The following is a 25,532-nucleotide window of genomic DNA, read 5'->3' on the forward strand; positions in this document are numbered from 1 at the left end:
CGGCGTCTGTCCTACCGTTGACACTGGCTTGGGTGAGCCGGCACCTGGAGGTCGGCGAACGAATCGTCAGGACCGAGGTGCTGCTCGGCGGCATCACCGCCCAGATGCGGAGGCTGACCATCGGCAGGCCGGACGGCAGCACCCGGGCCCTGGTGCTGCGGAGCTTCGTCGACCCGTTCTACCTGGGGCACGCCGAGGACTGGCTGAACCGGGAAGCCGACGCCCTGTCCCTGCTCACGCGGACCGACGTGCCGGCTCCTGAACTGGTCGCGGTCGATCCGACCGCCACGCATTGCGGGTATCCGTCGCTCCTGATGACGCATCTGGCCGGCCGGACCGTCCTCCACGATGAGGGCGTGGAGACGCGCGTTCTCCTGTTGGCCCGTCAGCTCGTGGCGATCCACGCGGTGCGACCCACCGAGCGGCCCCGGAAGTACGCGACGTTGACGACCGCCGACACCGTCGTGACGCCGACGGTCGCCGACGCGGCGGCGTGGGCTGCGGCGATCGACGTGATCCGCAAGCCCGCGCCGCCCTATGAAGGGCGATTCCTGCACCGCGACTTTCAACCCGGCAACGTGCTGTTCGACCTGCCGGCCCCCGGGCCGGCAGGTGCCCGGATCACCGGGGTCGTCGACTGGGCGGGGACCTCCTGGGGCCCGGCGGATCTCGATGTGGCGCACTGCGCCACCAATCTCGCGCTGTTGCACGGCCCGACCTGGGGCCGCCGGTTCGCGCAGGCGTACGAGGAGGCCGGCGGAGTGCTGGCCGCTGCCGCGAGCGAACGGCTGTACTGGCAGGTGCGGGACGCGCTGGCGTGCTCAGAGGAGGTGCGGTCGGTGGCGCAGCCATGGCGCGAGGCAGGCCGGACGGACCTGACGACGCGAGTCGTGGAGCAGCGGCTGGACGCCTACGTCACCGCCCTGATGGACCCGTCCGGCTGAATCGAAGCCGTTCATCGAAAAGGGTTGGCGGGCCGCTGATCGCGGCCCGCCAACCCGGACACGTGCTGTCAGTGCTTGACTACTTGCTGCCGCCGGCCCGGAAGGCAACCCAGGCGTCGCTCATCCGGTCCGCCTGGCCCGGGGTGAACATGTTCATGCAGGAGTCCTGCGTGTAGTCCATGAAGTTGTGGATCGGGTCCAGACCGGGTGCGGTGCAGCTGTCCGCGCCCTGCGGGCAGTTGAACTGCGGCGCCGCCTCCCGCGGAGTGTCGGCGACGTAGTCACCGGAAGCGGCGCAGCCGTGCGCGAAGGTGTGCTCCAGCATCAGCCAGTGCCCGACCTCGTGGGTCAGCGTGTCGCCGAGGGCGTACTTGCCCGCCGTTCCGCCCGGCATCGACTCGTCGAGCATCACGACGCCGTCGATGTAGTCCCGGCCGTTGTTGTAGCCCTTCGGGAAGTACGCCCAACCGAGGAGCCCGTCGCCGATGTTGGCCGCGTACACGTTCAGGGTGCGGGAGTCGCCGGTGTGCAGCGCCTGCTTCATGTCCCGCTCGTTCTTGCCCGGCACGACCGTGTACCAGTCGCTGTTCACCGTCCAGGTGGTGTCGACGAGCGAGAACCGGAACGGCGTGTCGGAGGCGTCCGTCGCGGTGCGGCCCGCGAACGAGTCGTTGAGCACCGTCATCTGCGCCGCGATCAGGGTCTTCCACCTCTCCGTCTCGGCGGCGCTGAAGGCGTGGTCGGAGACCATGTGGAAGACCGTGGGCACGGTGACGCTGCCGTTGGCCAGGCGCGGCGAGTCCTTGATCACGCCGTAGGCGTTCGCCTCGTTCTTGGAGTACAACTCCGGCTCGTGCACGGTGGCGCCCTCGCGCACCCGCGCCGCGCTGTGCACATCGGCGCCCGGCTCACACGCCGCGGCACCCGGGGAGGCGGTCCCGGGCGCTGCCGTGTTCACCGCTCCGGAGGCGCCGCCGGCAGCCAGGAACGTCGACGCGGTAGCGATCAGGACTGCCAGTTGGAAGGTGGATTTTCTGCGCATAGTTGCCCTTTCACGCGCGGGAGATGGGGGGTTCACGGAGCAGGAGGCCGAGGGCCGCCGCGGGGAAGACCACCGCCATCGTCGTCCCGGTATGAAAACACGCCGTCGACGTCGACAACAGGCCCCAAAGAGACGACCTCCGACATCGCTGCGGCCGCGACAAATGTCGATTAGGCTGCCCATCGCGCTGCGCAGGTGGGTGATGTCGGGGTGTCGACTGCGATCCTGGTGGTGCCGCTCGGACGCGTCGCGACACCATGGGGTCATGGACGCGGTCAGCACCGACGATGTCCCCCCGGCGGAGCGGTTCGCCTACTGGCGCGAGGTGATCTCGAAGCTCGCCGTACCCTATGACCTGCACTGCGACCCGCGCGTGGAGAACGAGTTCTGGGCGCATGCCGGATTCAGCTCGTTCGGTCCCGTGCGGGCGGCCCTGGCGACCGTGATGCCACACTCGCTCCACCGCACGCCGAGACGCATCCGCCAGGCCGACCCCGAGGTGTTCGAGGTCGTCTGCACCGTGCGCGGCGGCGGTACGGTGACCCAGGACGGCCGGAGCGCGGACGTGGGTGGCGGGGACCTGGTTCTCCTCGACCCCTCGCGTCCCTACCGCATCGAGCCCGCGCCGCACATTCGGCTGAGCCGGGTCCTGCTTCTGCACACGCCGCGCTCGCTCCTGCCGATCCCCCCGGCGGACATGCGGGGCCTGACCGCAGTGCGCATCCCGGGTGACCAGGGCGTCGGTGCGCTGACGTCACAGTTCCTCCTGCATCTGGCCCAACGCATGCCCGAGCTCGGTCCCTCGGATGTCCGCCGGCTGTCCACCCTCACCGTCGAGGTGCTCGGCACGGCGCTCGCCCACGCGCTGGAGTGCGAGAGCGTGGTGCCGCCCCGCACCCGGCAGCGCGCACTGATGGCGCAGATCAAATCCTTCATCCGGCACCACCTGGGTGACGCGCGGCTCACCCCGGACGCGATCGCCTCAGCCCACCACATCTCTTTGCGCTATCTGCACAAGTTGTTCCAGCAGGACGGGCAGACCGTCGCCGGCTACGTCCGCGAGCTCCGCCTGGAGCGGTGTCGGCGCGACCTCACCGACCCCCGCCTGGACGGCCGCCCGATCCAGGCGATCGCGGCCCGGTGGGGGTTCAGCAGCCCCGCGCACTTCAGCCAGGCATTCCGCAGCGCCTACGGCCTCTCCCCGCGCCAGTTCCGCCGCCAGACCACACGAGTGCACGCAGACTGAACAACTGTGCACGCAGCCGTAAGGACATCTCGCGCCACGGGCTGCATCCTCTTGGTGGCGGACGGTGATGCGCCCCGCGCACTGCCGATCTGCCGGCACCCGCACGCCACGTCCCGAGAGGAACGGAATCGAAAATGTCACAACCCCGGAGAAGCCCCTCCCCTGGGCGCACCGACCGAACCTCACGGTCGCGCCCCCGAATGCTGACCGTTGCCGCCGCATTGACCGCGCTCGTCTCGGTGTTCGCCATGGCCGCCCCGGCGGCGCAGGCCACGGAAACCACCCGCGAGGCGACGACGAGCAGGGACGACGTCCACGCGATGGCCTGGACACCGGTGATCAGCCCGTTCTACACCGACCGCGAGAAGCGTTTCCCCCACGTGGACACGGACGGCCGGAACCTCCTCATCGACCTCTGCCCGAGTGGCCGGCTGTGTGTCGCGGCCGGCGAGGGCAACGGTCTGCACACCGTCTACTACCTCTACTACTGCACCGAACGCTCGCTCACCAACTTCATCGGCGACGGTTCTGCCAAGAACGCCCAGACCGGCAGCGCCAGAGCACTCCTGCTCAACCAGAACCGGGTCATCCAGGTAGCCCTCGACCCGGACCCCGATCCGGTACGGATCGACTGGGATCCCATTTATTACATTGACCCCTGCTGACGCGACAACAACCGCCGCACATCGGGATCGAGGTACCGGAAGCCGGGAGAAGACCCGACCCGTGCACCGGACCGGAGCGAGGCCGACGCGCCCGGAGTAGCGGTGGCGGGCCCACCACCGGGGGGGGTGACCTGCGGCCGGACACGGGTCTCGGCGGGGCGGGTCGCCCCCGACGGCGGGGCGGCGTGTGGGATGGGTCGGCCGTACAGTGTGCCCCACCCCTAACGAGGAGAGTGCCGTGACGCAGCCACCGGCGCCCCGACCGCCCCATCAGGCCTCCGGCGGCGGCACCATGCCGCCGTACCTGCTGGCCATGCCGGCGGGTGACGAAGCCCCCGGCGCCATCCCGTGGCCGGAGGGCCAGCCCGCGTGGGCGATCCCGGTCGAACTTCCGCCCGGCACCCGCGGGTACGCCGTGTTCATCCCACTGGTGCCGGTGGCCGCGTCGGGCGCGGCTGCCGCGACGGTGTCCACGGCCCCAGCCGAGGCGGCGGGTCCACTGTCGACGTCGACCGTGGACCCGCCGCCCGCCGGTGCTCCGGCGAGCGGGCCCGGACCGGCCGCCAGCGGGTCCTCGGCGGCGTCCGCCCCGGCGGCAGCGTCCACTCCGGCGGCGGCGCCCGCCCCGGCGGTACCGGCCGCCGCGCCCACCGGCGCCCCGGCGACCACGGGCACCCCGGCGACCACCGCGTCCAGCCCCGGCGGCCCTCCCTCACCCACCGCGACACCCGTCACCGCCGGCAGCACGCCGCCCGCTCGGACGTTCGGTCCTCCGGTGCACCCCGTCGCCGTCGGCGGCCGGCCCGGTGTTCCGACGTACCCGGGGATGGCCGGTGGCTTCTACCGGCCGCAGCCGCCCGGACCGTCGTTCCTCCAGCGGTACTGGCCCGGACCGAAGCCGGCCCGGGGGCGGGCGGTGCCCGCCGCGGTCGGTGTCGGCGCGCTCGGGCTGGCGTTCTTCGTGCCGCTTAGCCGCACCGGAATCGGGTGGTTCCTCGGCTGGCTGGCGGTGACCGTGGCGGTGGTGTTCGCGGTCCGGCGGGCGGTGGCCGAGCTGCCGCGTGCCGAACGGTGGGTTCGGGCCGGCTGGGCGGGTGCGGCGCTGGCGCTGCTGGCGGTGCCGGCGTTCCGCAACGCCTGGTGGCTGGTGACGTTCTGCGTCCTGGCCGCGCTGGGCTGCGCGGCGCTCGGCGTGGTCGGGGGCCGGCGCATCCGGTCGATCCTGTTCAGCCTGGTTGCCGCGCCGACCGCGGCGTTCCGGGGCCTGCCCTGGGTGCGCGCCCACTTCCGGTCCGGTGCCGACCCGGGGCTGCTGCGTCGGGTGGTCGGCTCGGCCACGGCCACCATCGCCGCGCTGGTCGTCTTCGGTACCCTGCTCGCCTCCGCCGACGGCGCGTTCTCGGTGCTGCTCGGTGCGATCGTGCCCGAGGTCAACGTGGGTACGGTGTTCCGCTGGATCTTCCTCGCCGCGGTGGGCGCGCTCTGCGTGGTGGCCGCCGTGTGGACCCTCTCCGCGCCACCGGACCTGTCGGCGGTGGACCGGCCGACCCGCCGCAGCCTCGGCATGACGGAGTGGGCGCCGGCCATCAGCGCGCTGACCCTGCTGTTCGGCGGTTTCGTGGCGGTGCAGTTCACCGTGCTGTTCGGTGGCGAGCGGCACGTACTGCGTACCGCGGGCCTGAACTACGCCGAGTACGCCCGCAGCGGCTTCTGGCAGCTCGTGGCGGTCACCCTGCTGACGGTGGCGGTGCTCGGCGGGGTGGGGCGCTGGGCGCGACGGGAGAGCAAGGCCGAGCGGATCGTGCTGCGTGTCCTGCTCGGTGCGCTGAGTGCCCTCAGCGTCGTGATCGTGATCTCGGCACTGTCCCGGATGTACACGTACCAGAAGGTCTACAGCTTCACCGGCGAGCGCCTGTTCGTGATGGCGTTCGAGCTGCTGCTCGGCAGCATCTTCCTGATGATCCTCGTCGCCGGGCTACGGCTGCGGGGCGGCTGGATCCCGCGCGGGACGGTGGCGCTCGCGGTGGCGATGCTGCTCGGCCTGGCAGTGCTCAACCCGGAGGGGTACGCCGCCGGACGCAACATCGACCGGTACCAGGAGACCGGCAAGATCGACGCCTGGTATCTGCGGGCGCTGTCGGCCGACGCGACCCCCGCCCTGGCCGGCCTGCCCGGCCCGGTACGCCGCTGCACGCTGAGCTGGATCGCCGAGGACCTCGACGAGCCGGACCCCTGGTACGCCTGGAACCTAGGCCGGCTCCGCGCCCGGCAGGCCCTCGACCGGGCCGGTCCGGACGCGGTCGGCGGGCCGCGCGACTGCCGGGCGGCCGACCAGTTCGACCTGCCGAAGACCCGCCAGCCCCGCTGACCCGCCGGGCTCCCCCGAGCCCCGGCGGTCGACGTGCACCGCCCCGTCCACCGGTGCCCGGTGGACGGGGCAGGCTCGATGCTCACTCTGTCGGTTGCGGCATGGTGACACGGGTTGGACGGGGTCCGGGCCCGGTGTAGCGAGCGGTACCGACAAAGCCGCTCAGGGCGCAGGCGCTGGAACCGGCCGGCGCAAGGTAGAGCATCGTGTAGGCCATCGCCCGGTCGGAGAAGGTCGAGATGACCAGGGTGCTGCCGGCGGGAAACAACGTCGGCCGCATGAGGTAACCGTCGGTGGAGACCGATCCACCGTGGGGGTGGTACTCGTTCAGAGCTTGGCTGTTCCGGTCCCGATCTGCGGGAGCGGCGCAGAAACGAGCGGGCATGCCGGAGCGCACCTCCGTGGGTACACCGGCTTTGCGGAGCGTGGTCACGAGCCCGTCCACGTCGTCCAACTGTTCCCACCGCACGGTGAGTTCCACAGACCCGTCAGGCTTCGCGGTGACCGCGTACGCGGCAGCGGCCCCCTTGGGTCCGCCGCTGAACACCGTCGGCGCCCCGAGCGCCACTGCCACGGTCGCGGCGACGCCGAACGCGATCCGCCGGCGCCATGCCCGCCAGGTCGTGGCGAGGCGCCGGCGCGACACCAGCCCGGATCGTTCGGCGTCACCGTCGCGCGGCGTCGCGAGAATGCCGGCCAGCATGGCCTGGGCTTCGGACGCTTCGGGATCCACACGCCAGTCGGCGGCGGGATCCGCCTCGCGCAACAGCCGATCGCTCACCATCATGAGCCTCCTTCGTGAGCCAACGGGAGAAGCGCGGCGTCTGCGGGCTTCTGGGCCTGTGTAGGTTCCAACGCGGCTGCCAGCCGCGTCCGAGCGCGATACAGGCGGACCTTGTACGCGGTGCGGCTGCACCCCATCGCCCTGGCGGCGGCGCTGGCGTCCAGGCCCTCCCAGGCGGCCAACCGCAGTGCCTCCTGGTCGCGTTCCGGGAGTTCGGCCAACGCGCGGCGCACTCGTACCTGGTCGACCACCACATCGGCGTGATCGGCCGCCACCATCTCGACGACCTCACCCATCCTGGAGGTCAACCTCGCCTGCCGGCTTCGCCCTCGGATCTCGTTGCCGATCAGATGACGGGCCGTCGCGTACAGCCAAGGCAGCGGGTCGGCTACCGGCACATCGGACAACCGCCGCCAAGCCACGAGGAACGTCTCACTGACGACGTCGGGCGCTCGGTCCGATCCCACCCGACGTGCCGCGTACCGCATGACGGCGCCGTAATGTCGCCGGAACAACTCCACGAATCTTGCCCGGTCGTCTTCTTCCATACCGGTTCTGTTTCCGCATCTGCGATCCGGGTTACAGCCTGGCTTGGAGCCCGCGAGGGCGGGTCTCCACCGACCCGACGACCCGGTGCGCCCACGGCGCCCAGTCGTCGAAGCCCAGGAACCGGCCCAGCCGACCGAGCTGCGTCAGCGGGTCGTCGACGAGGTCCTCGTACGTCATCGTCAACAGCTCGCGCGGCCCGGCGTCGGCGATGGCCTGCTCGGCCTCGTTGGCGAGGAACGCGCACAGGACCAGGTAGTGCCCGATGTCCCCGCCGCGTTCGCGTAGCGTCCGGGCCGTCAGCTGGCCGGGCAGGTAGCGCTCCATCTCCTCCGGCACCGGCTGGCCGGCGGCAAGCTCGAACGGGTCGAGCCCGTACCGGCGGAACGCGTTCATGCGAAGCTCGAGGAGCTGGAAGTAGGAGTGGCGCCTCATCGACTCGGCGGTGTCCGCCCAGCTCCGGGTCAGATAGACAATCTTCGCAGTCGGAAAGTGCTTCAGCAGGGACAGGGCGAAGTGGCTGGAGCCACCGGAACGCTCGACCCAGCGCCGCCGGTTGTGGAGCGAGGTGAGCAGCTCCAGGAACATCCGATGGTGCTGCGCCACCGGTTGGGTGGGAAACCCGGGCACCCGTTCGGCGAGTGTGTCGTACAGGTGGTCCGGATCGGACGAGATCTTCGGCAACGTGGTCGCCAGAACCCGCGGCAGCTCCCCGAGATTGCCGGCCCACCGGCCGTTCTCGGGGTAGCGCACCTCGGGCGGCGGGAGTCCGATCCGGAAGAGGGCGGAGAGTGCCGGGTTGGGCTCGCTCACCCTCGACCAGTACTCGGCACCGCTGAGCCTCTCCCGGTCCTCGATCCAGGACCCCATCGGCACGAAGAACTCCTGGACCGACAGCGTGTCGCGCTGCTCGGCGATCAGGTCGGACAGCAACGTCGACCCACACCGCCCGGTGCTGATGATGATCGCCTGGTCAGGGCTCGATGCGTCCATCGACAACCTCCTGAGTGATGCGGGTCAGTGCAGGGTGACGGGTGAGGGCGGCTGGTCGGGACCGTCACGTCCGGCTGCGGCGGGGCCGGGGTGGAGGCCACAGTCCTGGCGCAGCCAGGACAGGACGATGTCGCGGACGGTGTCCGGCTGGTCGATGAGGATGGAGTGCCGCTGGCCGGGCACGGTGACGATCCGCGCGTGTGGCAGCAGCCGCTCGACGTCGGGGGCCAGCTCGACCACGGCCGAGGATCCGCCGTACACCCACAGCCCCGGGCACCGGACCGCGGCTATCCGCTCCTCGGCCGGTAGCCGGCTGGCCGGCAGGTCGCGCGTGAGGCTCGTGGCGACGAGCACCTCGCGAGCCGTCCTGGCCCGGCGGCTGGCCCGCTCCCCGCGTTCGACGCTGATCCTGGCGAGCACGTGCTCGTCCGTCAGCTGTGCGGCGGCGGCGTCGAGCCGCTTGGCCACCCGCCCGAACCAGGCCGCGGTGGGCGGGGAGGACTCGACGGCGGCGATCGCGGCGACCTGCTCGGGGTGACGTGCCGCGTAGCCGAACGCGATCGTGCCCCCGAAGGAGTTGCCCAGCAGGTGGACCGGACCGGTGACGTCGAGCACGGCCAGCAGCGCCGCCAGGTCGTCGACGAAGTGGTCCAGCGTGTAGCCCGCCGGCGGCCGCTCGCTCCTCCCGTGCCCGCGCAGGTCGTACATGATCACGCGGAGGCCGGCGGCGGCGAGCGGGTGGGCCATGCTGAGATACCAGCTCGCCAGGTTGTCCGTGGCCAGGCCGTGGATCAGCACGGCGGTGGGGCCACCGCCGGGTACGCCGGGCGCCGCTTCGGGCGGCCGGAGCTGCTCCACGTGGACGGCGAGTCCGTTGGCCCGGAGGATGCTCATGCGGACCGGCCCGCCGTGCCGAGGCCGGCGTCCGCATGGCCGGCGTCCGCGTCCGCCCCGTCGAGCGCGGTGGCGATGTGTGCGACGAGGTGGCCGACCCGCAGTTGTCGAATGGAGTCCAGGTCCAGTTTGGCCACGAACTGGGCGAAGTTGACCACGTTGCCGTACCGCGCCTGGAGGCGGCCGGCGAGGGAGATGACGTCGATGCTCTCCATCTCCAGGTCGTCCTGGAACCTGGTCGCCATGGTGATCTCACCGTCGACTCCGGCGTCGTCGCGGATCGCGTGCACCATCGCGGCGACCTCGGCGAGGATGGTGGCCTGGTCTACGGACATGTGATGTCCCCTCTCGTGATCGCGCTACGGGCGGCCGGTCCGGTGGGCAGGCTCCGGTCCCCACGTCCAGCCGACGACGTACCGCCTCGGGGGTAGGCCCTCGGGGTTGGACACCTCGCGATGGGCAACCTGGTAGATGCGGTCACCCACCTCGACGGTCAGCGCGGCTGGGGTGGCGGCCACCACCGTGAACCGTCGTGGGTCGCCGGCCAGGCCGGTGCCCTCCGCCTTGGCGACGGCCTCCCTGGCGGCCGAGAAGCGGGCGAACCACAGCTGCCTCTCCTCGCCGCTGGCCGGCATCGAGTCGAACAGCCGTCGTTCTGGTTCCGACAGTGCGGACGCGACCGCGTCCGCCGGAGGCTCGGTGATCTCGACAGCGTCGATGCCGACACCCGGCGTGCCGGGCAGCGCGTCCGGCGCGCGGGGCCCGGCGATCGCCACCCCGATCTCGGCGACGTGGGCGAGTGAGACGTCCCAGGCGCCGAAGCCCCGGCCGGGGCGCGGGCGCACCCGGGGCCGGCCGTTCGGATCGTTCGTGATGGTCAACTCGATCGGGTAGACATCGGTGTGGCCGCTTTCCCACAGCGGGAACCGGACGGCGTCGACAGCCGCGATCCGGCCGAGCAGCCACTGCTTGCGCGCCTTGGGCGGCTGCCGCTCGTAGTCGGTATAGCCCCGGTTGCCGAGGATGCCGCGCGCGGTCATGCCCCGGGTGACCAGGTCGGGCCAGCAGTCGAAGGCCAAGGTCCAGCCCTCGGGCTGCCGCAGCGACATCGGGTGGCGCTCCGGGAAACGTTCCTCCGGCAGGGTGGGGTGGCTCTTGAACCGTCGCTCGATGCAGCCGTCGAGCTGCGCCCATACCCGGCCGTCGACGGCGAGTTGGATGTCGAAGACGTGCTGCGCGTCGTCGGTCGAGCGCGCGCGGGCGATGCACTCGAGCGCCGTACCGGGCGCCGGCGGCGGACCGAAGAACCGTGCGTGTCCGATTCCCACCGGCAACGCCGAGAACGGTTGCGTCGTGACGATCCAGTTGGCCACCAGTTGGAAGGTGCTGTCGAGCAGCCCACCGGGCGGGGACGGGGCGGTCACCACGCCACGGATGTGCATGTCGCCGACGGCGTGCACCGTGGTCACGCCGCGGAACAGGGGGCCGTGGAACACGAACCGTTCGGCGTACATCTCCTCGGCGCTGATCCGTGGCGGCTGTTCCGTGGCGGGGTCGTGGCTCCAGAACGCCGGACGGTCGTGCGGGTAGGCCGGGGCCACCTCGACTGTCGAGCGGGCGTAGTTTCCGAAGGTCACCGAGAGTTGGCCGGGACCGGTGGGCTTGACAGTGATCTCGACGTCCTGTGGCGGCGCGGCGATGCACCAGAGGTTGAACCGGGCGCTGCGCACGCCGACGACCCGCATGCCGGGTGCCGCCTGCCGGGCGGCCTCCATCATGTGGTGCAGGGCGGTGGTGCCCGGCATCACGGGCCAGCGGTCCTCCGGTTCGGGCCAGTCCTCGGGCTGTACGAAGAAGCAGTGGTCGCGCAGGTACGGCATCGTGTCGAGGGCGACCCGCAGCACCGTGCGGTGGACGCGCGGCGGGACCGGCGGCGGGTGCCCGCCACCGCCGTCGACGACCACACCGTCCGTGGGGTCGCTCAGCAACGAGGCGAGTTCCGCGGCGACGCTGGAGCGTCCGGCGAGGTCGTGCAGCCTGTCCAGGGTCGGCGATCTCGGCGGACCGACCGGGGCGTACGGGGTCGCGACCGCCGGTGTCACCACCGCGGTCTTCGTGCCCTGCGTTGCCACGGCGGTCGTCGCGTCCCGGGCAACCGACCCGGACCCACCGCCTGCGCCGTTCGTGGCGCTCGTGCACTCGGTGCCGTCCGCGTCACCCGCCGACTGGTCGGCGGACACGGAGACGCCGAGCAGCTTGTCGGCTCCCTCGCCGAAGCGCACCAGCGCGCCGCCGAGGTCGAGCCGCATGACCGGGCCACGGCGGGCGGGATGGGCGGCCGGCGCGGCAGCTCGGGCACGGCCCTTGGCCGTCGTGTCGAGGGCGGACAGGTCCGGTGCGGCGCCCTCCACCCACAGCGCCGTGGCGACGCGGCGCAGTTGGTTCAGCCCGCCGCGACGCGCGACGTTGACCGGCATCGCGAGGTGGTCGCGGCCACGCAGGTTGTCGGCGATGACCGAGGCGAGCTGCCCGGCGCCGACCTGAAGGAAGACCCGGATGCCGGCGTCGTGCATGGCCGCGATGGTCTGCCGGAACCAGACCGGTTCGAGCATGTGTCGTGCGGAGATCTCCAGCACGCGGGCCGGCTCGGTGGGCAACGGCGCCCGGAGGGTGGTGGACCAGACGGGCACCCGCGCGGACTGCACCTGCCAGCGGGGCAGGGCCGCGCCGATGGACTCCAGCCCGGAGGCGAACACCGGGGTGTGGAAGGCGGCGCGGAACGGCAGCTTCTGGCACAGGATCGCGTCGCCGCGTAGTGCCTCGACGAGGCGGTCGATCTCGTTCTCGGGCCCGTTGACGATGCACTGGGCCGGCGCGTTGTCGTGGGTGAGGACCACCCCCGGATAGCGGGCGAGCCGCGCGGTGATCTGTTGCGCGGCCCCGCCGACGACGGCGAACACGCGGCCGGGCGTCTCCACGGCCGTCGAGTTGAAGATGGCGAGGAACTCGTCCACCGATGACGAGCTGATCAGTCCGGTGGTGGCCGCGGCGGTCCACTCGCCGATGCTGTACCCGGCGACCGCGTGTGGGGTGATCCCGACACGGTGCAGGGCGGCGTCGAGCAGCTTGCCGACCTCGATCACGCCGGCGCCGTGCCGACCGAGGTCGTCGGTGGACCACTGCCGGTCGGGCAGGCCGAAGTGCGCCGCGACGTCCGCGGTGCGTGGGCTGAACTCCGTCTCCAGCCCGGGAAACACGAAGGCCAGCTGGCCGGGGGAATCGCCGGAGAGCAGCGGGGCGGGGCTGAACCAGATGTCCCGGGCGCCGTGCCAGGGCTGCCCCTTGGCGACGGCGCGCCGGGCGGTGGCGAGGCTTTTGGTGTCGGGGTCGACGACACCGAGCCGGCAGCGCTCGTCCGCCTGGCCCCGGGCGCCAGCGGGACCGGCCTGTCGGGCCCGGGCGAGGCCGAGGGCGCGGACGGCGTGGTCGTCGGTGTCGAGCAGGCGGGCCAGTGCGGCCGGGTCGGGGGCGGCCAGCCACAGCACCTCGTCGGGCTGTTCGACGGTGACCGCCGCCGTGGTGTCGACGGCCGCGGGCGCCGACACGGCGCGGGACACCAGCCCGGTCGTGCCCGTACCACCCCGACGGGAGGCGAAGGCCTCCGGCGCCTCCTCCAGGATGACGTGGGCGTTGATGCCGCCGAAGCCGAAGGCGTTGACGGCGGCGCGGCGGGGTCCGTCGCTCTCCCACGGCTGAGCGCCGCTGATCGGCGCGAACCGGGTGCGCGCCAGCTCCGGTCGGGGGGTGTCACAGTGCAGCGTCGGCAGGAGCACGCCGTGGTACACGGCCAGGGCCGCCTTGATCAGGGCTGCGCTGCCGGCCGCCGGCATGGTGTGACCGATCATCGACTTCACCGAGCCGATCACCGGTCGTGGCCCGCCCCGGTGCGGACCGAACACCTCGGCGATGGTGGCGAGCTCGACGGTGTCGCCCGTCGGCGTCGCGGTGCCATGTGCCTCCAGCAGGCCCAGCGCGTCCGGGGCGGTCGGATCCAGACCCGCCGCGGCCCAGGCCTGCCGGACGGCCAACACCTGCCCTTCGCTGACCGGGTTGACCATGCTCGCGGCGCGCCCGTCGCTGGACCCCCCGCTCCCCCGGAGCACCGCGTAGATCCGATCGCCGTCGCGCACCGCGTCGGCCGTCCGCTTGAGTACGACGATCCCGGTGCCCTCGCCGATGAGCAGCCCGTCCGCCGCGCTGTCGAACGGCCGGATCTCGCCCCGCCGGGACAACGCGCCGAGCTGGCTGAATATCGACCAGAAACCGATGTCGTGCACGTGGTGCACACCCCCGGCGAGGACCGCGTCGAGCCGGCCGCTGGTCAGCTCGCTGATCGCCTGGTCCACCGCGATCAGCGACGAAGCGCAGGCGGCATCCAACGTGTACGCCGGACCACGCAGGTTGAGCCGGTTGGCCACCCGGGAGGCGACCAGGTTCGGCACGAGTCCGATCGTTCCCTCCGGCCGGTGCTCGCCGAGCTGCTCGTCGAACCTCGCCCGCACGGCCTCCAACCGGCTCTCCGGCAGGTCCGGGATCAGCTCCCGGAGCAGGTTGATCGTCTGGCTGGTCATCCGCACGCGCAGGGCGTACCGGGCCGCGGCGGGGCTGATGCTGCCACCCCGGCCGAGGATCACGCCGACGCGGTCAGCGGCGGGTAGCCGGTCGCCACCACCGGCGTCGTCGATGGCCGCCGCCGCCACCTGGAGCGCGATGAGCTGATCCGGCTCGATGTCGGCGACGGACGCCGGCATGATGCCGAACCTCAGCGGATCGAAGGTGGCGAACTCGTCAACGAAGCCGCCCCGGCGGCAGTACACCCGGTCCGGCCGGTGCGCCTGCGCCGGGTCGTAGAACTCCGGATCCCACCGGTGCGGCGGCACCTGGATGATCGCGTCGAAACCCTCGACCAGGTTGCGCCAGTAACTGTCGAGGTCACCCGCGCCGGGCAGCACCGCGGCCATCCCCACGATCGCGATCTGGTCGCTGGACATTCCCATCACCAGCCCGACGCGGTGTACACGACGGAGGTGGCCGCCGGATCGCCCCAGGCCAACTCGCCCAGCAGGCTCAGCGCGCCTTCCTCGGGGTCGATCAGCCGGACGCCGCGCCGGGCGTACGCCCGGCTCAGCTCCGCGCTGACCATGCCGCCGTGACCTTCGACCGGCGCCCACGGTCCCCAGTGGACGGTCAGGCAGCGGTTGCCGGTCCGGGCCTTCCAGCGGGCACCAACTGCCTCCAGGGCGTCGTTGGCCGCCGCATAGTCGCTCTGCCCGCGGCTGCCGTACGCCGCCGCGATGCTGCCGAACAGCACCACGAACCTCGGCGGGTAGCGCAGGCCCTCCAGCGCGTCCAGCACCGCCTGGGCACCGGCCACCTTGGTGTCGAAGACGCGGGTGAACGACTGCGGATCCTTGTCGGCGATCAGCTTGTCCTCGATCACCCCGGCGGCGTACACCAGCCCGTCGATGCGACCGTACTCGCCGTGGATCGCGGTGATGAGCTGCCTGGTCGCCTGCGCGTCACGGACGTCGAGGTTGTGGTAGCGCACCCGGGCGCCCCGCTCCCCCAGTTCCCGCAGGGTGGCCTCGACCTCCCGGCCGGCCAGGATCGCCTGGGCCGTGCGGGCGATCGTCGCGGGGGAGCCGACCCCCTGTCCGGCGAGCGCTGCCCGCAATGCCACCGCGTCGGTGGCCGCCGCCAACACCGGATCCGGTGGGCCCTCCGACAGCGGGGTGCGGCCGACCAGCTCGATGCGGCACCCGGCAGCCGTTGCCAGAGCCCGTGCGAACCAGGAGGTGATGCCCCGCGCGCCGCCCACCAGCACCACCACCGAGTCACGGTCCAGACCGATCGCCCGGGCCTCGGCCACGCCGTCGCCGGCCGGACCGGCACCGCCAGCCGCCAGCGCCCCGAGGCTCGCCGGCACCAGGTCGTGCCCACCCCGCCCGCCACCGCCACGGTGCACCACCACCGCATCGTCCTTGAGCAGCAACTCGTCGATGATCTGCTGGGCGAGCCCCTGCGCGGGTTCCGTACCGTCGACGATGACCACCCGCGCCGTGGTCGACGGGTACTCCCGGGCGATGGTGCGGAACAGGCCACCCAGCCCGTCCGTGCCCGCGCCGGCGCTCCGGTCGGCGACCGCGAACACCCAGCGTGGCCCGCCCGCCAGGGCCTGTCTGATCAACCCGAACGCGCCGGGCAGCAGCGGCGCCCGGCCACCGGCCAGACCGTCGAGCAGGACCAGTGCGTCCACGCCGTCGACGGTGCCGGGATCGGCTGCCGTGCCGACGCGTACGGTCGCCCCGTGCCGGCGCAGCAGCTCCACCACCTGGTCGGCCACCGTCGAGGAGCCGGTGACCAGGAACGTGGCACCCGCGAGCACGGTCTCCGGTTGCATCGGCGCGTCCGCGACCGACACCAACGTGGGGAGCATCCGCGTGGGCGCGACACCCGGCCGCCCGTCACCGTCCACCGACGCCGCGCCACCCGCAGCCGGCACCGTCTGCGGCACCCGTGGCAGGTGCCCGGCGGGGACCGTGGCGAGCAGCGCCGGGCGCGGCTGCGCCGGTATCGGGGGCAACGCCGCAGCCGGCGCCGGCCCGGTGGGGGTGCCCGGAGACGATGCGGGGACCGTGGCGGCCACGGCGTCGGTAACCCGGGTGGTGAGCAGGTCGAGCATCGCGCGCACGGTCCGCGCTTTGATCATCTCCTCCAGCTCCGACTCGTCGCCCTCGCCGGACATCCCGAGCCGGGCGGCGACCTCACCGGCGATCTCCGCCCGCTTGATCGAGTCGATACTGAGGTCCGCCTCCAGATCGAGGTCGAGTTCGATCAGATCGACCGGGTAACCGGTCCGCTCGCTGAGCACCGTCAGCACGACGGCCTGGAGGTCCACACCGCCCGGTGTCGCGGCGGGGGCGGCGGGCGGTGCCGGCGCGCCGACGGGAGAGACCGGCACGCCGGTGGGTGCGGGGAGAGCGGACGCGGACGCGGCACCGTCTGCCGGCGTGGCGGGGACAGCGGGGGCGGTGCCGGCGGCTGGCACGTGGGTCGCAACGGCGTCATTCGCCACCGAGGACGTCCCCGCAGCGCTGATCCGGGTGGCGAGCAGGTCGAGCATCGCGCGCACGGTCCGCGCTTTGATCATCTCCTCCAGCTCCGACTCGTCGCCCTCGCCGGACATCCCGAGCCGGGCGGCGACCTCACCGGCGATCTCCGCCCGCTTGATCGAGTCGATACTGAGGTCCGCTTCCAGATCGAGGTCGAGTTCGATCAGGTCGACCGGGTAACCGGTCCGCTCGCTGAGCACCGTCAGCACCACGTTCTGGAGGTCGGGACCGGGTGGCTCCGCCACGACGGTGGCGACCGGTGCAGCGACTGCCGCGCCGTTGGCGCTGGTGGTGGCTCCGCCGGGCTCGGGTGGCGTGAACACCGCCATGGCGGCCGGCATCGGCGGGAGCGGTGTCGGTGGGCTGGTCGTGGCCGGCGGGACCGGAGCCCGCAGACCGGTCGGCGCAGGTTCCGGTGGACCCGCCACGGCGTCAACGGGATCGACCGGTGAGCCGGTGGGGCGGTGTGTCTCGGGTAGCCGTGGGGCGGGGGGTCCACCGTTGGTGTCGTGACCGAGGTAGGCGAGCAGCACGTCACGCTGGGAGGCGATCATCTCCCGGTTGGTCCGGAGGAACTCGGCGAGCAGGTCGTCGGAATGTTCCCGCCCGGAACGCTCACCGCGACCGCTGGCGGTGCGTTCGGTTGCTGCGGTCATGGACAACTCCTTCATACGTTGTGGGGGCGTCATGCCGCCAGGAAGGCGGTTGCCGCCGCGGTCGCGGACAAGTTGCCCGTCCACCCGCCAGAAGGGGCGGCTGTCGGCCGCGGTCGGAGTGGCCTCGGCGGTGTCGCGGCCGTGCAGCAGCCAGCCGGTCTGTACGGGTACCCCGGCGCACGCCAGCTGCGCCACGGCGATGAGGAAGTCACGGAGCCCTTCGCCGGTGCGCCGGTCGCAGGCGACGGCGAGGTGTGGCCGGTCGGCGAGGATGGTCTGGACGAGACGGGTGAGTACCTGCCCGGGGCCGGCCTCGACGAAGGTGCGGGTGCCGGCGGCGTACATGGCTTCGATCTGCTCGACGAAGCGCACGGGGGCGCCGATCTGGGCGGCGAGTTCGTGCCGCACCCCGTCGGCGTGGGCGGGGTAGGCGGCGGCGGTGCGGTTGGACCAGACCGGGATGCCCGGTGGTGCGACCGGTTGGGCGGCGAGCACCTGCGCGAAGCGATCCACGGCGGCGGCGACGAGCGGGCTGTGGAAGGCGCGGGCGACGTCGAGACGGCGTGCCGTCAGGCCGGCCGCCTTCAGCGCGGTGACCGCCGCCCGCACCGCGGGCGTGGGGCCGGAGATCACCTGCTCGGTGGGGGCGTTCCGGTTGGCCAGGACGACCTGGTCGGCGAGGCCGGCACCGGCCAGGATCTGCGCGAGGCGTTCGGCGGTGACGCCGACCGCCGCCATGGTGCCCGGATCGTCGTCGGTGGCACCGAGGATCGCCTCGGTGCGTTGCCGGCTGAGCTCCAGCAGGGTCGGCGGGTCGTAGGCGCCGGCGGCGCACAGCGCGACGAGTTCGCCGTAGCTGTGCCCGGCAGCGACGTCGGGACGGATGTTGAGCCGGCGGAGCAGGTGGTCCACGGCGAGTCCGCCGATGCCGAGCACGGGCTGGGCCATCCGGACGATCCGCTGCTGCTGGGCGCGTTCCGTGGCGGGGTCGAACGCGGTCGGTGGGAACAGCACGTCCGCACATTCCTCGCCGAGTTCGAGGTACCGGTGCAGGTCGGGGAAGGTGACGAACAGTTCGGCCAGGGCGCCGGGGTACTGGCTGCCCTGCCCGGGGAACAGGAACGCCACCTTCCCGTCGGCAGTGCCCGTGGCCTGCGGTGGTGGCTGGACGAGTCCCTGCCCGGGGTCGTGCTCGCCGGCGAGCGCGCGGTGCAGCAGCCGGTCGAGTTCGGTGGTGTCGCGGGCGACGATCGCGACCTGGACGGGGCCGGAGCGCAGGTCGGCCTGTGCCGCCGCCGTGGCGGCCAGGTCGCGCAGTCGCCATGGCCGGCCGTACCGGTCGGTGGTCGACAGTGCGGCGGCCAGCTGCCGCACCGCCCGGTGCGCTGCCGAGCGGTCGGGGCCGCGGAAGCAGAACAGCTCCGCCGACCACTCCTGGCGGGCGTGGCGTGGTTCGGGCGTGTGTGGGTGCGCGGCGAGCACCACGTGGTAGTTGGTGCCGCCGAAGCCGAACGCGCTGAGCCCGGCGATCCGCTCACCGGCCGGGGCGCTCCACGGGCGGGCCTGCGTGTAGAAGGCGAACGGGCTGCGCTGCGGGTCCCACACCGGGTTGGGCTGGGTCAGGTTGATGGTCGGCGGTCTGACCCCGGTGTACAACGCGAGTGCCGTCTTGATCAGACCCGCGAGCCCGGCCGCGCACTTGGTGTGGCCGATCTGCGACTTGACCGAGCCGAGCGCACAACTGCCCGGCTGCGCACCCGACTCGGCGAACAGTCGCGTCAGGGTCTCCAACTCGGTACGGTCCCCGACCATGGTGCCGGTGCCGTGCGCCTCGATCAGCCCGACCTGGCGCGGCGAGACACGGCCACGCGCGTACGCCCGGTCGAGCGCCCGACGCTGCCCCTCGGCACGCGGCGCGGTCAGGCCCAGGGCCCGCCCGTCGCTGGAGCTGCCGACCCCCTTGATGACCGCGTAGATCCGGTCACCGTCGCGCTCGGCCTCGGCGAGCCGCTTGAGCACGACACACGCGACGCCCTCGCCAAGGGCGATGCCGTCGCCGGTGCTGTCGAACGCGCGGGACCGGCCGGTGGGCGACAGCGCGTGCGCCGAGCTGAACATCAGATAGTCGTTGATGCCGTTGTGCAGGTCAGCGCCGCCACAGATCATCAGGTCACTGGTGCCTGCGGCCAGTTCCTTGCACGCGGCGTCCAGGGCCGCGAGCGACGAGGCGTAGGCCGCGTCGATGGTGAAGTTGGGTCCTCCCAGGTCCAGCCGGTTCGCCACCCGCCCGGTGATCACGTTGGCCAACACGCCGGGGAACGAGTCCTCGGTGATCACGGGCAGCTGGTCCTCCAGCTCCGCCGGTACCTCCCCGAGATAGGTCGGCAGCATCATGCGGAGCGTCTGCGCATGCGCCATGTCGCTACCCACCTCGGCGCCGAACACCACCCCGGTACGGGAGTGGTCGACGCCCGACGCGTACCCCGCGTCGCGCAGAGCCTGGCTCGCGACCTCCAGGGCCAGCAGCTGGGTCGGGTCGATGCTGGCCAACGCCGCCGGTGGGATGCCGTACCCGATCGCGTCGAACGGTACCGGCGCGATGAACCCGCCCCACTTCGAGACGCTGAGCCGTCCCGTCTGGCTCCGGTCCACCTCGGACGCGTAGTAGGTGTCCACCGGCCATCGTTGGGCGGGCACCTCGGTGACCGCGTCGCGGCCACTGAGGATCGTCTGCCAGAAGCTGGACAGGTCGGGTGACTCCGGAAAGACACAGGCCATGCCCACTATGGCGACGTCCAGCGGCGGCACCGACGCCCGGTCGGCCGCCTCGCCGTCCGGCCCGAGCGTCGCCGCCAGCGCCGCGATCCGCTCGGCGTGGAAGCGCTGTGCGCCCGTGGTGACTTCGTCGTGCAGGGCGGCCACGGTGGTTCGCGCGTCGCGCAGCACGGCGACCTGGCCCGCCATGAACAGTCCCTCGGCGTGCTGCCCCGCCTCGTCGACCGCGACCAGGTCGCCTCCCTCGCGCCGTCTGCCCTTGCTGGCGATCCGCAGCCGGCCGACGTTGAGCACCTCCAGCGACTCCCACACCTGCCGGCCAGCCGCCCCCGCCGCCAGCAACTCCTGCCGCACGCGGTGGAAGTCGTCGACGTACGGGCTGTGCAGGCAGCGCGTCACGTGTCCGGGTGCCGTCTCCAGCACCGCCGTACGTGTCGCCGCGATCGCCTGCTGCTGGAACAGCGGCTGGATCGCCCCACACTCGACCGCCTCCCGGGTGAACAGGTACGCGGTGCCCATCAGCACGCCCACCTGCACACCGCGACGCGCCAGCGGTCCCGCGAACGCCGCCACCATCGCGGCCGAACGCGCGTCGTGGATGCCGCCGGCGAACAACACCTGCACCTGCGCGGCGGTCCCGGCCGGCGCGCCATCGAGGAACTCCTCCAACGCCAGCGCCTGCGCCTCCCACAACGAGAAGCTCGTCCGCGGCCCCACATGCCCACCGCACTCGGCGCCCTCGAACACGAACCGCCGCGCCCCGGCGCGCAGGAACTGGCGCAACAACCCCGGCGACGGCACATGCAGCAGCACGTTGATGCCGTCGGCTTCCAGGGCCTTGGCCTGTGCGGGCCGGCCGCCCGCGATGATCACCACCGGCGGCCGTGCCTCCCGCACCGCCGCGAGCTGCGCCGCCCGCACCTCTTCGGGGGCGAAGCCGAGGATGCCCACTCCCCACGGTCTGTCGCCCAGCGTCTGGACGGCCTCCCGCAGCATCCGCCGGGACTGCTCGCCGCTGGCGAGCGCGAGAGCGACGAACGGCAACGCGCCGTCGCCGGCCACCGCCGCCGCGAACCCCGCCACGTCGCTGACCCGCGTCATCGGACCCTGCGCCACCGGGATCCGTACACCCCACGCCCGCGCCAGCGGTGCACCCGGTGCCAGCAACCCACCCGCCGCGGCGTCCTCGACCGCGTCCGTGATCGCCGCGCGGATGCCGCGCACCGCGGCAGTCGTGCTCCGCCAACGCCGCCGGAACACCGCGGCCAACCAGCCGTCCTCCCCCACCGGCAGCAACGGACCGACGCCGTCCGGTCGGCCGTCGCGGCGCACCCCCCGCACGCCGTCACGCAGCACCGTCTCCGAGCCGTCCATCCGCCCGATCACGGCCCGCACGTCCTCCGGCAGATCCGACTCCGGCATCAGCGCCAACTGGCTGTCCACCACCACCCCAGCCGCCCCGCCCACCACACACGCGGCGGCGGTACGCGGCCCGATCCCGCCGGCCACCCACACCGGCAGGTCCAGCGCCTCGTCGGCGATCAACTGCTGCACCAGGACGAACGAACTCAGCTCACCGACCCGTCCGCCCGCCTCCGAGCCGCGCGCGATCAGCCCGTACGCACCGCTCGCCGCCGCCGCCTGCGCCTCCGTACGACTGGTCACCTCCACCAGCACCCGATAACGCTCCGACGACGTCCTCAGCGGCCACGAACCGTCCGCCGGCAGGACGACGAAACCCACCCGGCCCTTCGCGGCGCGCTCCACATCGGTAACGGTCGCGGCGCAGCCCACCGGCACCCGCACCCCGATCGGCCCGGCCGACCTCGCCGCCACCTGCTCCAGCGCGCGCAGCGTCGGGTGGTCGCCCCGGGCCAGATCGAACACACCGAGCCCACCACCCGCACCGGCGGCGGCGACCAGCTGCGGACTGGGCTCCACCGCACCACATGGATTGATCACGATCACCAAACTGCGACTGGCGGGTGCGGTATTCATCGATCTCCCGTCGATTGGGGCAGGCGCGCCGGCGCTCTCAGCCCGTCCGCTGCGCCGGTGGGTTCCGTCGCAGCCACCACCGTGACGATCGAGGTAGCGGTGCGTCGGGCCCGTCGTCCGTGTGTCACCGCAGCGATGTTCGGCCACCCCACGTCACCGCCGCGTCACGACCCGAGCACGCAAAGTGCCTCACCTTCCGACTCACTCCAGACCCGTTCGCGGTGGCCACGCCAGCCACGTCACCGGCGGGGCCTTCATCCGAAATAGGTAGGTCTCTAGCGTTTTGCGCGGTTCGTCCGGGTTTGTCTGATAAAACCGAGTTCGGGCTCACATTCACGTCACCAACCGCACCCGAAGTCCTGGCAACAACCGCTCGACGCATCGCCACCCGACGAAAGGACCTCTATGGACAGGGCCCAGATCCTCGCCCGGTCTCTGCTTCCCGCCGCCATCATGGCGACCCTGCCGCTGCTCGCCACCGTGCCGGCGGCCCAGCACCGCCTCAGTCCGGATCCGGTCGGACGCACACGCGAGTTCGCGGATCAGCCACCCCTGGCGGACGTGCCGGCGGCACCGGCGCCCCCCGGACCGGAACTGCTGGCCAAAGCCACACCGGACGAGTGCTTCGCCGGCATCGGTGAGCCGTATCCACCCGGACCGCCGTGCAGAGTCGGCGTACCGAAGGTGAACCAGTCGTACGTGTGGGGCCTGACCAAGTCGGGCGACCAGCTCTGGTTCGGGACGGCTCCCAACGTCCACTGCCTCACCCTGGGGAAGGGCCTCAAGCAGACGAAGCCGGTCCAGAACGACGACTACGTGTGCGAGTACGGCGAGAGTCAGCTGCGAAAGCTCAACCCGTTCCTGCCTGCGGGAGGGGGAGACTGGCGGCCACCGGACGTGTTCCTCTACGACACGCGGACGCGGCAGCTCACCGACAAGGGGGGCGACATCGGCAAGGCGTCCCCGATGGACAGGATGCGGCGGAACTCGACGATAGGGATCCGCGCCGCCGGCTCCCACCAGGGTGTCGTACTGCTCGGGGGACCGGCTCTCGGCGGCATCAACCTCTTCGCCTTCGACAGCGAGTCGGGTCGGTACCTCGGATCGACGACCCTCTCCGATTACGGCAACATCCGGAACTTCGTGGTCGCCGACGGTGTTCTCTACGCCGGTGTGGGCGTAGGGCTCGACGGTCTGGGCGGGGGTGCGGTGCTGCGCTGGACCGGCAGCAAGGACGACCCGTTCCGGTTCGGGGTGGTCGGTGATCTGCCGGGACAGGTCGCGGACATCACCGCGCACCAGGGACGGATCGCCCTCATCACCTGGCCCAGCGCTGGTACCCAGGGCCGGGTCCCCGGCGTGTGGCTGAGCCCGCTCCTCGCGGACGGAGAGCCGGGCCTCACCCCCGCCGACGCCGACGGTTGGAGCCGGCTGTGGGACGCGGGCCAGTACGAGCCGGACCCCGTCGTGGCCGAGACGTACGGCCTGGGCGGGCTCGCCTCGTACGGCGGTCACCTCTACTGGGGGACGATGCACGTGCCGCTGAAGGCCACGCAGGCGCACGCCAGGCGCTACACGCCGACGGGTGGCAAGCCAGACCCCGTCGCGGTGCCGAACACGCAGCGCACGGCGAGCCTCTTCCGGGCCGGCGGCTTCGATCCCGAGTGTGAATGTGAGGACAACGCGTCGGTCGAGCTTCTCTACGGCCAGTCGAAGCTGCCGGCATTCGATCCGGCGGCGAACGACGGGGCGGGCGAGTGGCGGCTGACCCCGACCGGGTACACGCCCAGGTTCGGCGCGGCGGGATTCGGCAACGGCTACAACAACTACATCTGGAAGATGGTGGTGGCCGGAGGCTCGCTGTACGTCGGCACCATGGACTGGAGCTACCTGGGCAGGGAATCTGGTGGCGGGATCACCGCCGCGCTCGGCACCGCCGACGCCTCGTCGTACGGCGCCGACCTGTGGGCGTTCGACAACCCGAACGAACCTGCCAGGCCGGTGGACACCACCGGACTCGGCAACTATCTCAACTACGGCATCCGCACCATGGTCGCCGACGATTCGAGCATCTACCTCGGCATGGCGAACCCGATGAACCTGCGGACCGACGAGCAGGATGATGTCCCGGAGGGCGGTTGGGAGCTGATCCGGCTACCCGTCGCCGCCCTCGACCCCTCCACTGCCGGGACGGGGCGTCCGCTCCCGCCCGGAGGTGACGCCAGCGAGGCGGCGGCGACCGGCGGAAAGTGACGAGTCCGTTCGGGCGCGGGCCGGTCGGTGTTCTGCACCGACCGGCCCGCGCCGCTGAGGACGGGCACCGCGAGGGGAGATCTCATGAATCGGCGAACCACGATGACGGCGACCGTCGCACGTACCGCGTCAGCGGTGGTGGTGGCGGTCGGAGTCGTCCTCACCGTGCTGATCGGCTGCGACGTGACGCGTCCGCCGCGGCGGGAGGCCGCCGTACCGACCGCACCACCCGGGTCCACACCGACCGCGGCCGGCCCCCGGAGCCCGGTTGCCGGTGGATCGTCCGCCCACCGGATCACGGTGGCCGGCAGGGAACGCACCTTCCGGCTGTACCGGCCGGCCAAGCTGTCGCCGTCTGCACCGGCACCGTTGGTGGTGATGCTGCACGGCGCCCTTGGCAACGGTCGCCAGGCGGAGATGGCGTACGGGTGGAACGCCACGGCGGAACGTGAGGGGTTCGTGGTCGCGTACCCGGATGGCCTCCAGCGATCCTGGGCGGTGAGCGCCCACTGCTGCGGGCAGCCGGCCCACGACGGCGTCGACGACGTGGCGTTCGTCGTCGCCACGGTGGCCGACATCTCCGCCAGGCTGTCGATCGATCCGAACCGGACCTATGCCGCCGGGATATCCAACGGCGGGATGCTCGCCTACCGGCTGGCCTGCGAGACCACCACCTTCGCCGCGATCGGGGTGGTGGCGGGAACGCTGCTCGGGCCATGCCCGTCGCCGGCACCGATCTCCCTGGTCCACATCCATGGCACCGCCGACGACGTGGTCCCGTACGACGGTCGGCCAGGAAAGCTGGACAACGGCGGGGCCGGGCGGCGCCCGGTGAAGATCGACGGCGGACCCGTCGCCGACCAGGTCGACCGGTGGCGGAAGGTCGCGCGATGCGCCGCTCCGCAGGCACGTACCGCTGGAGCCGTCACCACGTCGGCCGCCCGCTGTCCGGACGGGCGCGACGTCGAGCTGATCACCATCGCCGACGCAGGGCACCAGTGGCCGGGCGCGTCGCCGGCGAGGGTGGAACGCCTGCTCGGGATGGACCCGCCGTCAACGGCGCTGGCGGCCACCGAAACGATCTGGCGCTTCTTCGCGGCTCACCCGCGCAACAGCTGAACTCCCCGCCTCGACCGGTACCCAGGACACGGCCTCGATGCCGCGAATCGGTGTCCGAGGGAGGACACGAACCACTC

15 protein-coding genes are annotated in these 25,532 nt (G+C 72.2%); 6 read left to right on the forward strand and 9 right to left on the reverse strand.

Going from position 1 to position 25,532, the window contains the following annotated elements; genetic code table 11:
* The first annotated feature begins 32 nt into the window (after window positions 1-32).
* On the forward strand, window positions 33-944 hold the full coding sequence (locus IGA62_RS00870; protein WP_198501175.1) for a phosphotransferase family protein: 912 nt from the start codon (window positions 33-35) through the stop codon (window positions 942-944).
* Window positions 945-1,023: 79 nt separating this feature from the next.
* Here the strand turns inward: IGA62_RS00870 and IGA62_RS00875 are convergent, their stop codons facing one another.
* On the reverse strand, window positions 1,024-1,986 hold the full coding sequence (locus IGA62_RS00875) for a zinc metalloprotease (RefSeq protein ID WP_145817094.1): 963 nt from the start codon (window positions 1,984-1,986) through the stop codon (window positions 1,024-1,026).
* Window positions 1,987-2,251: 265 nt separating this feature from the next.
* Between IGA62_RS00875 and IGA62_RS00880 the strand changes: the two genes are divergently transcribed.
* Both IGA62_RS00880 and IGA62_RS00885 read left to right on the forward strand, forming a co-directional pair.
* Window positions 2,252-3,232: a helix-turn-helix domain-containing protein gene (locus tag IGA62_RS00880; protein ID WP_145817092.1), complete on the forward strand. Its 981-nt coding sequence runs from the start codon at window positions 2,252-2,254 to the stop codon at window positions 3,230-3,232.
* A gap of 200 nt (window positions 3,233-3,432) precedes the next feature.
* A complete protein-coding gene (locus IGA62_RS00885) occupies window positions 3,433-3,897 on the forward strand; it encodes a hypothetical protein (protein ID WP_145817090.1) in 465 nt (154 codons plus the stop codon).
* Between the two features lie 270 nt (window positions 3,898-4,167).
* Here IGA62_RS00885 and IGA62_RS29840 read toward each other — a convergent pair whose 3' ends face one another.
* The gene (locus tag IGA62_RS29840; RefSeq protein ID WP_232624835.1) at window positions 4,168-4,617 is read right to left on the reverse strand and encodes a hypothetical protein; all 450 of its coding nucleotides are present in this window, start codon (window positions 4,615-4,617) and stop codon (window positions 4,168-4,170) included.
* Window positions 4,618-4,672: 55 nt separating this feature from the next.
* On the opposite strand from IGA62_RS29840, the gene IGA62_RS00890 reads away from it, so the two are divergent.
* Window positions 4,673-6,265 carry a DUF4153 domain-containing protein gene (locus IGA62_RS00890; RefSeq protein WP_232624836.1) on the forward strand — a complete coding sequence of 531 codons (1,593 nt, stop codon included), beginning with the start codon at window positions 4,673-4,675 and terminating at the stop codon, window positions 6,263-6,265.
* Window positions 6,266-6,347: 82 nt separating this feature from the next.
* Here the strand turns inward: IGA62_RS00890 and IGA62_RS00895 are convergent, their stop codons facing one another.
* From IGA62_RS00895 to IGA62_RS00925, 7 genes are read right to left on the reverse strand one after another with little or no spacing between them, the layout of a single operon-like run.
* Window positions 6,348-7,052 carry a hypothetical protein gene (locus IGA62_RS00895; RefSeq protein WP_232624837.1) on the reverse strand — a complete coding sequence of 235 codons (705 nt, stop codon included), beginning with the start codon at window positions 7,050-7,052 and terminating at the stop codon, window positions 6,348-6,350.
* The gene (locus IGA62_RS00900) at window positions 7,049-7,597 is read right to left on the reverse strand and encodes an RNA polymerase sigma factor (RefSeq protein ID WP_145817088.1); all 549 of its coding nucleotides are present in this window, start codon (window positions 7,595-7,597) and stop codon (window positions 7,049-7,051) included. The genes IGA62_RS00895 and IGA62_RS00900 overlap by 4 nt, the downstream gene beginning before the upstream one ends.
* 31 nt (window positions 7,598-7,628) lie before the next feature.
* On the reverse strand, window positions 7,629-8,588 hold the full coding sequence (locus IGA62_RS00905; RefSeq protein WP_145817086.1) for a sulfotransferase domain-containing protein: 960 nt from the start codon (window positions 8,586-8,588) through the stop codon (window positions 7,629-7,631).
* Window positions 8,589-8,612: 24 nt separating this feature from the next.
* Window positions 8,613-9,482 (reverse strand): alpha/beta fold hydrolase, encoded by an 870-nt coding sequence (locus IGA62_RS00910; RefSeq protein ID WP_145817084.1) that lies wholly within the window; start codon window positions 9,480-9,482, stop codon window positions 8,613-8,615.
* Window positions 9,479-9,817, reverse strand: coding sequence for an acyl carrier protein (locus IGA62_RS00915; RefSeq protein ID WP_145817082.1), 339 nt, complete (start codon window positions 9,815-9,817; stop codon window positions 9,479-9,481). The genes IGA62_RS00910 and IGA62_RS00915 overlap by 4 nt, the downstream gene beginning before the upstream one ends.
* Window positions 9,818-9,841: 24 nt before the next feature.
* Window positions 9,842-14,533: a type I polyketide synthase gene (locus tag IGA62_RS00920; protein ID WP_145817081.1), complete on the reverse strand. Its 4,692-nt coding sequence runs from the start codon at window positions 14,531-14,533 to the stop codon at window positions 9,842-9,844.
* A 5-nt stretch (window positions 14,534-14,538) separates the two neighbouring features.
* Window positions 14,539-22,026 carry a type I polyketide synthase gene (locus tag IGA62_RS00925; protein ID WP_232624838.1) on the reverse strand — a complete coding sequence of 2,496 codons (7,488 nt, stop codon included), beginning with the start codon at window positions 22,024-22,026 and terminating at the stop codon, window positions 14,539-14,541.
* Between the two features lie 462 nt (window positions 22,027-22,488).
* Between IGA62_RS00925 and IGA62_RS00930 the strand changes: the two genes are divergently transcribed.
* On the forward strand, window positions 22,489-24,336 hold the full coding sequence (locus IGA62_RS00930; RefSeq protein WP_186499787.1) for a hypothetical protein: 1,848 nt from the start codon (window positions 22,489-22,491) through the stop codon (window positions 24,334-24,336).
* A gap of 84 nt (window positions 24,337-24,420) precedes the next feature.
* Window positions 24,421-25,455: an extracellular catalytic domain type 1 short-chain-length polyhydroxyalkanoate depolymerase gene (locus IGA62_RS00935; RefSeq protein WP_198501176.1), complete on the forward strand. Its 1,035-nt coding sequence runs from the start codon at window positions 24,421-24,423 to the stop codon at window positions 25,453-25,455.
* Window positions 25,456-25,532: the final 77 nt, after the last annotated feature.

This window comes from Micromonospora sagamiensis, assembly GCF_014680085.1.
GTDB lineage: Bacteria > Actinomycetota > Actinomycetes > Mycobacteriales > Micromonosporaceae > Micromonospora > Micromonospora inyonensis.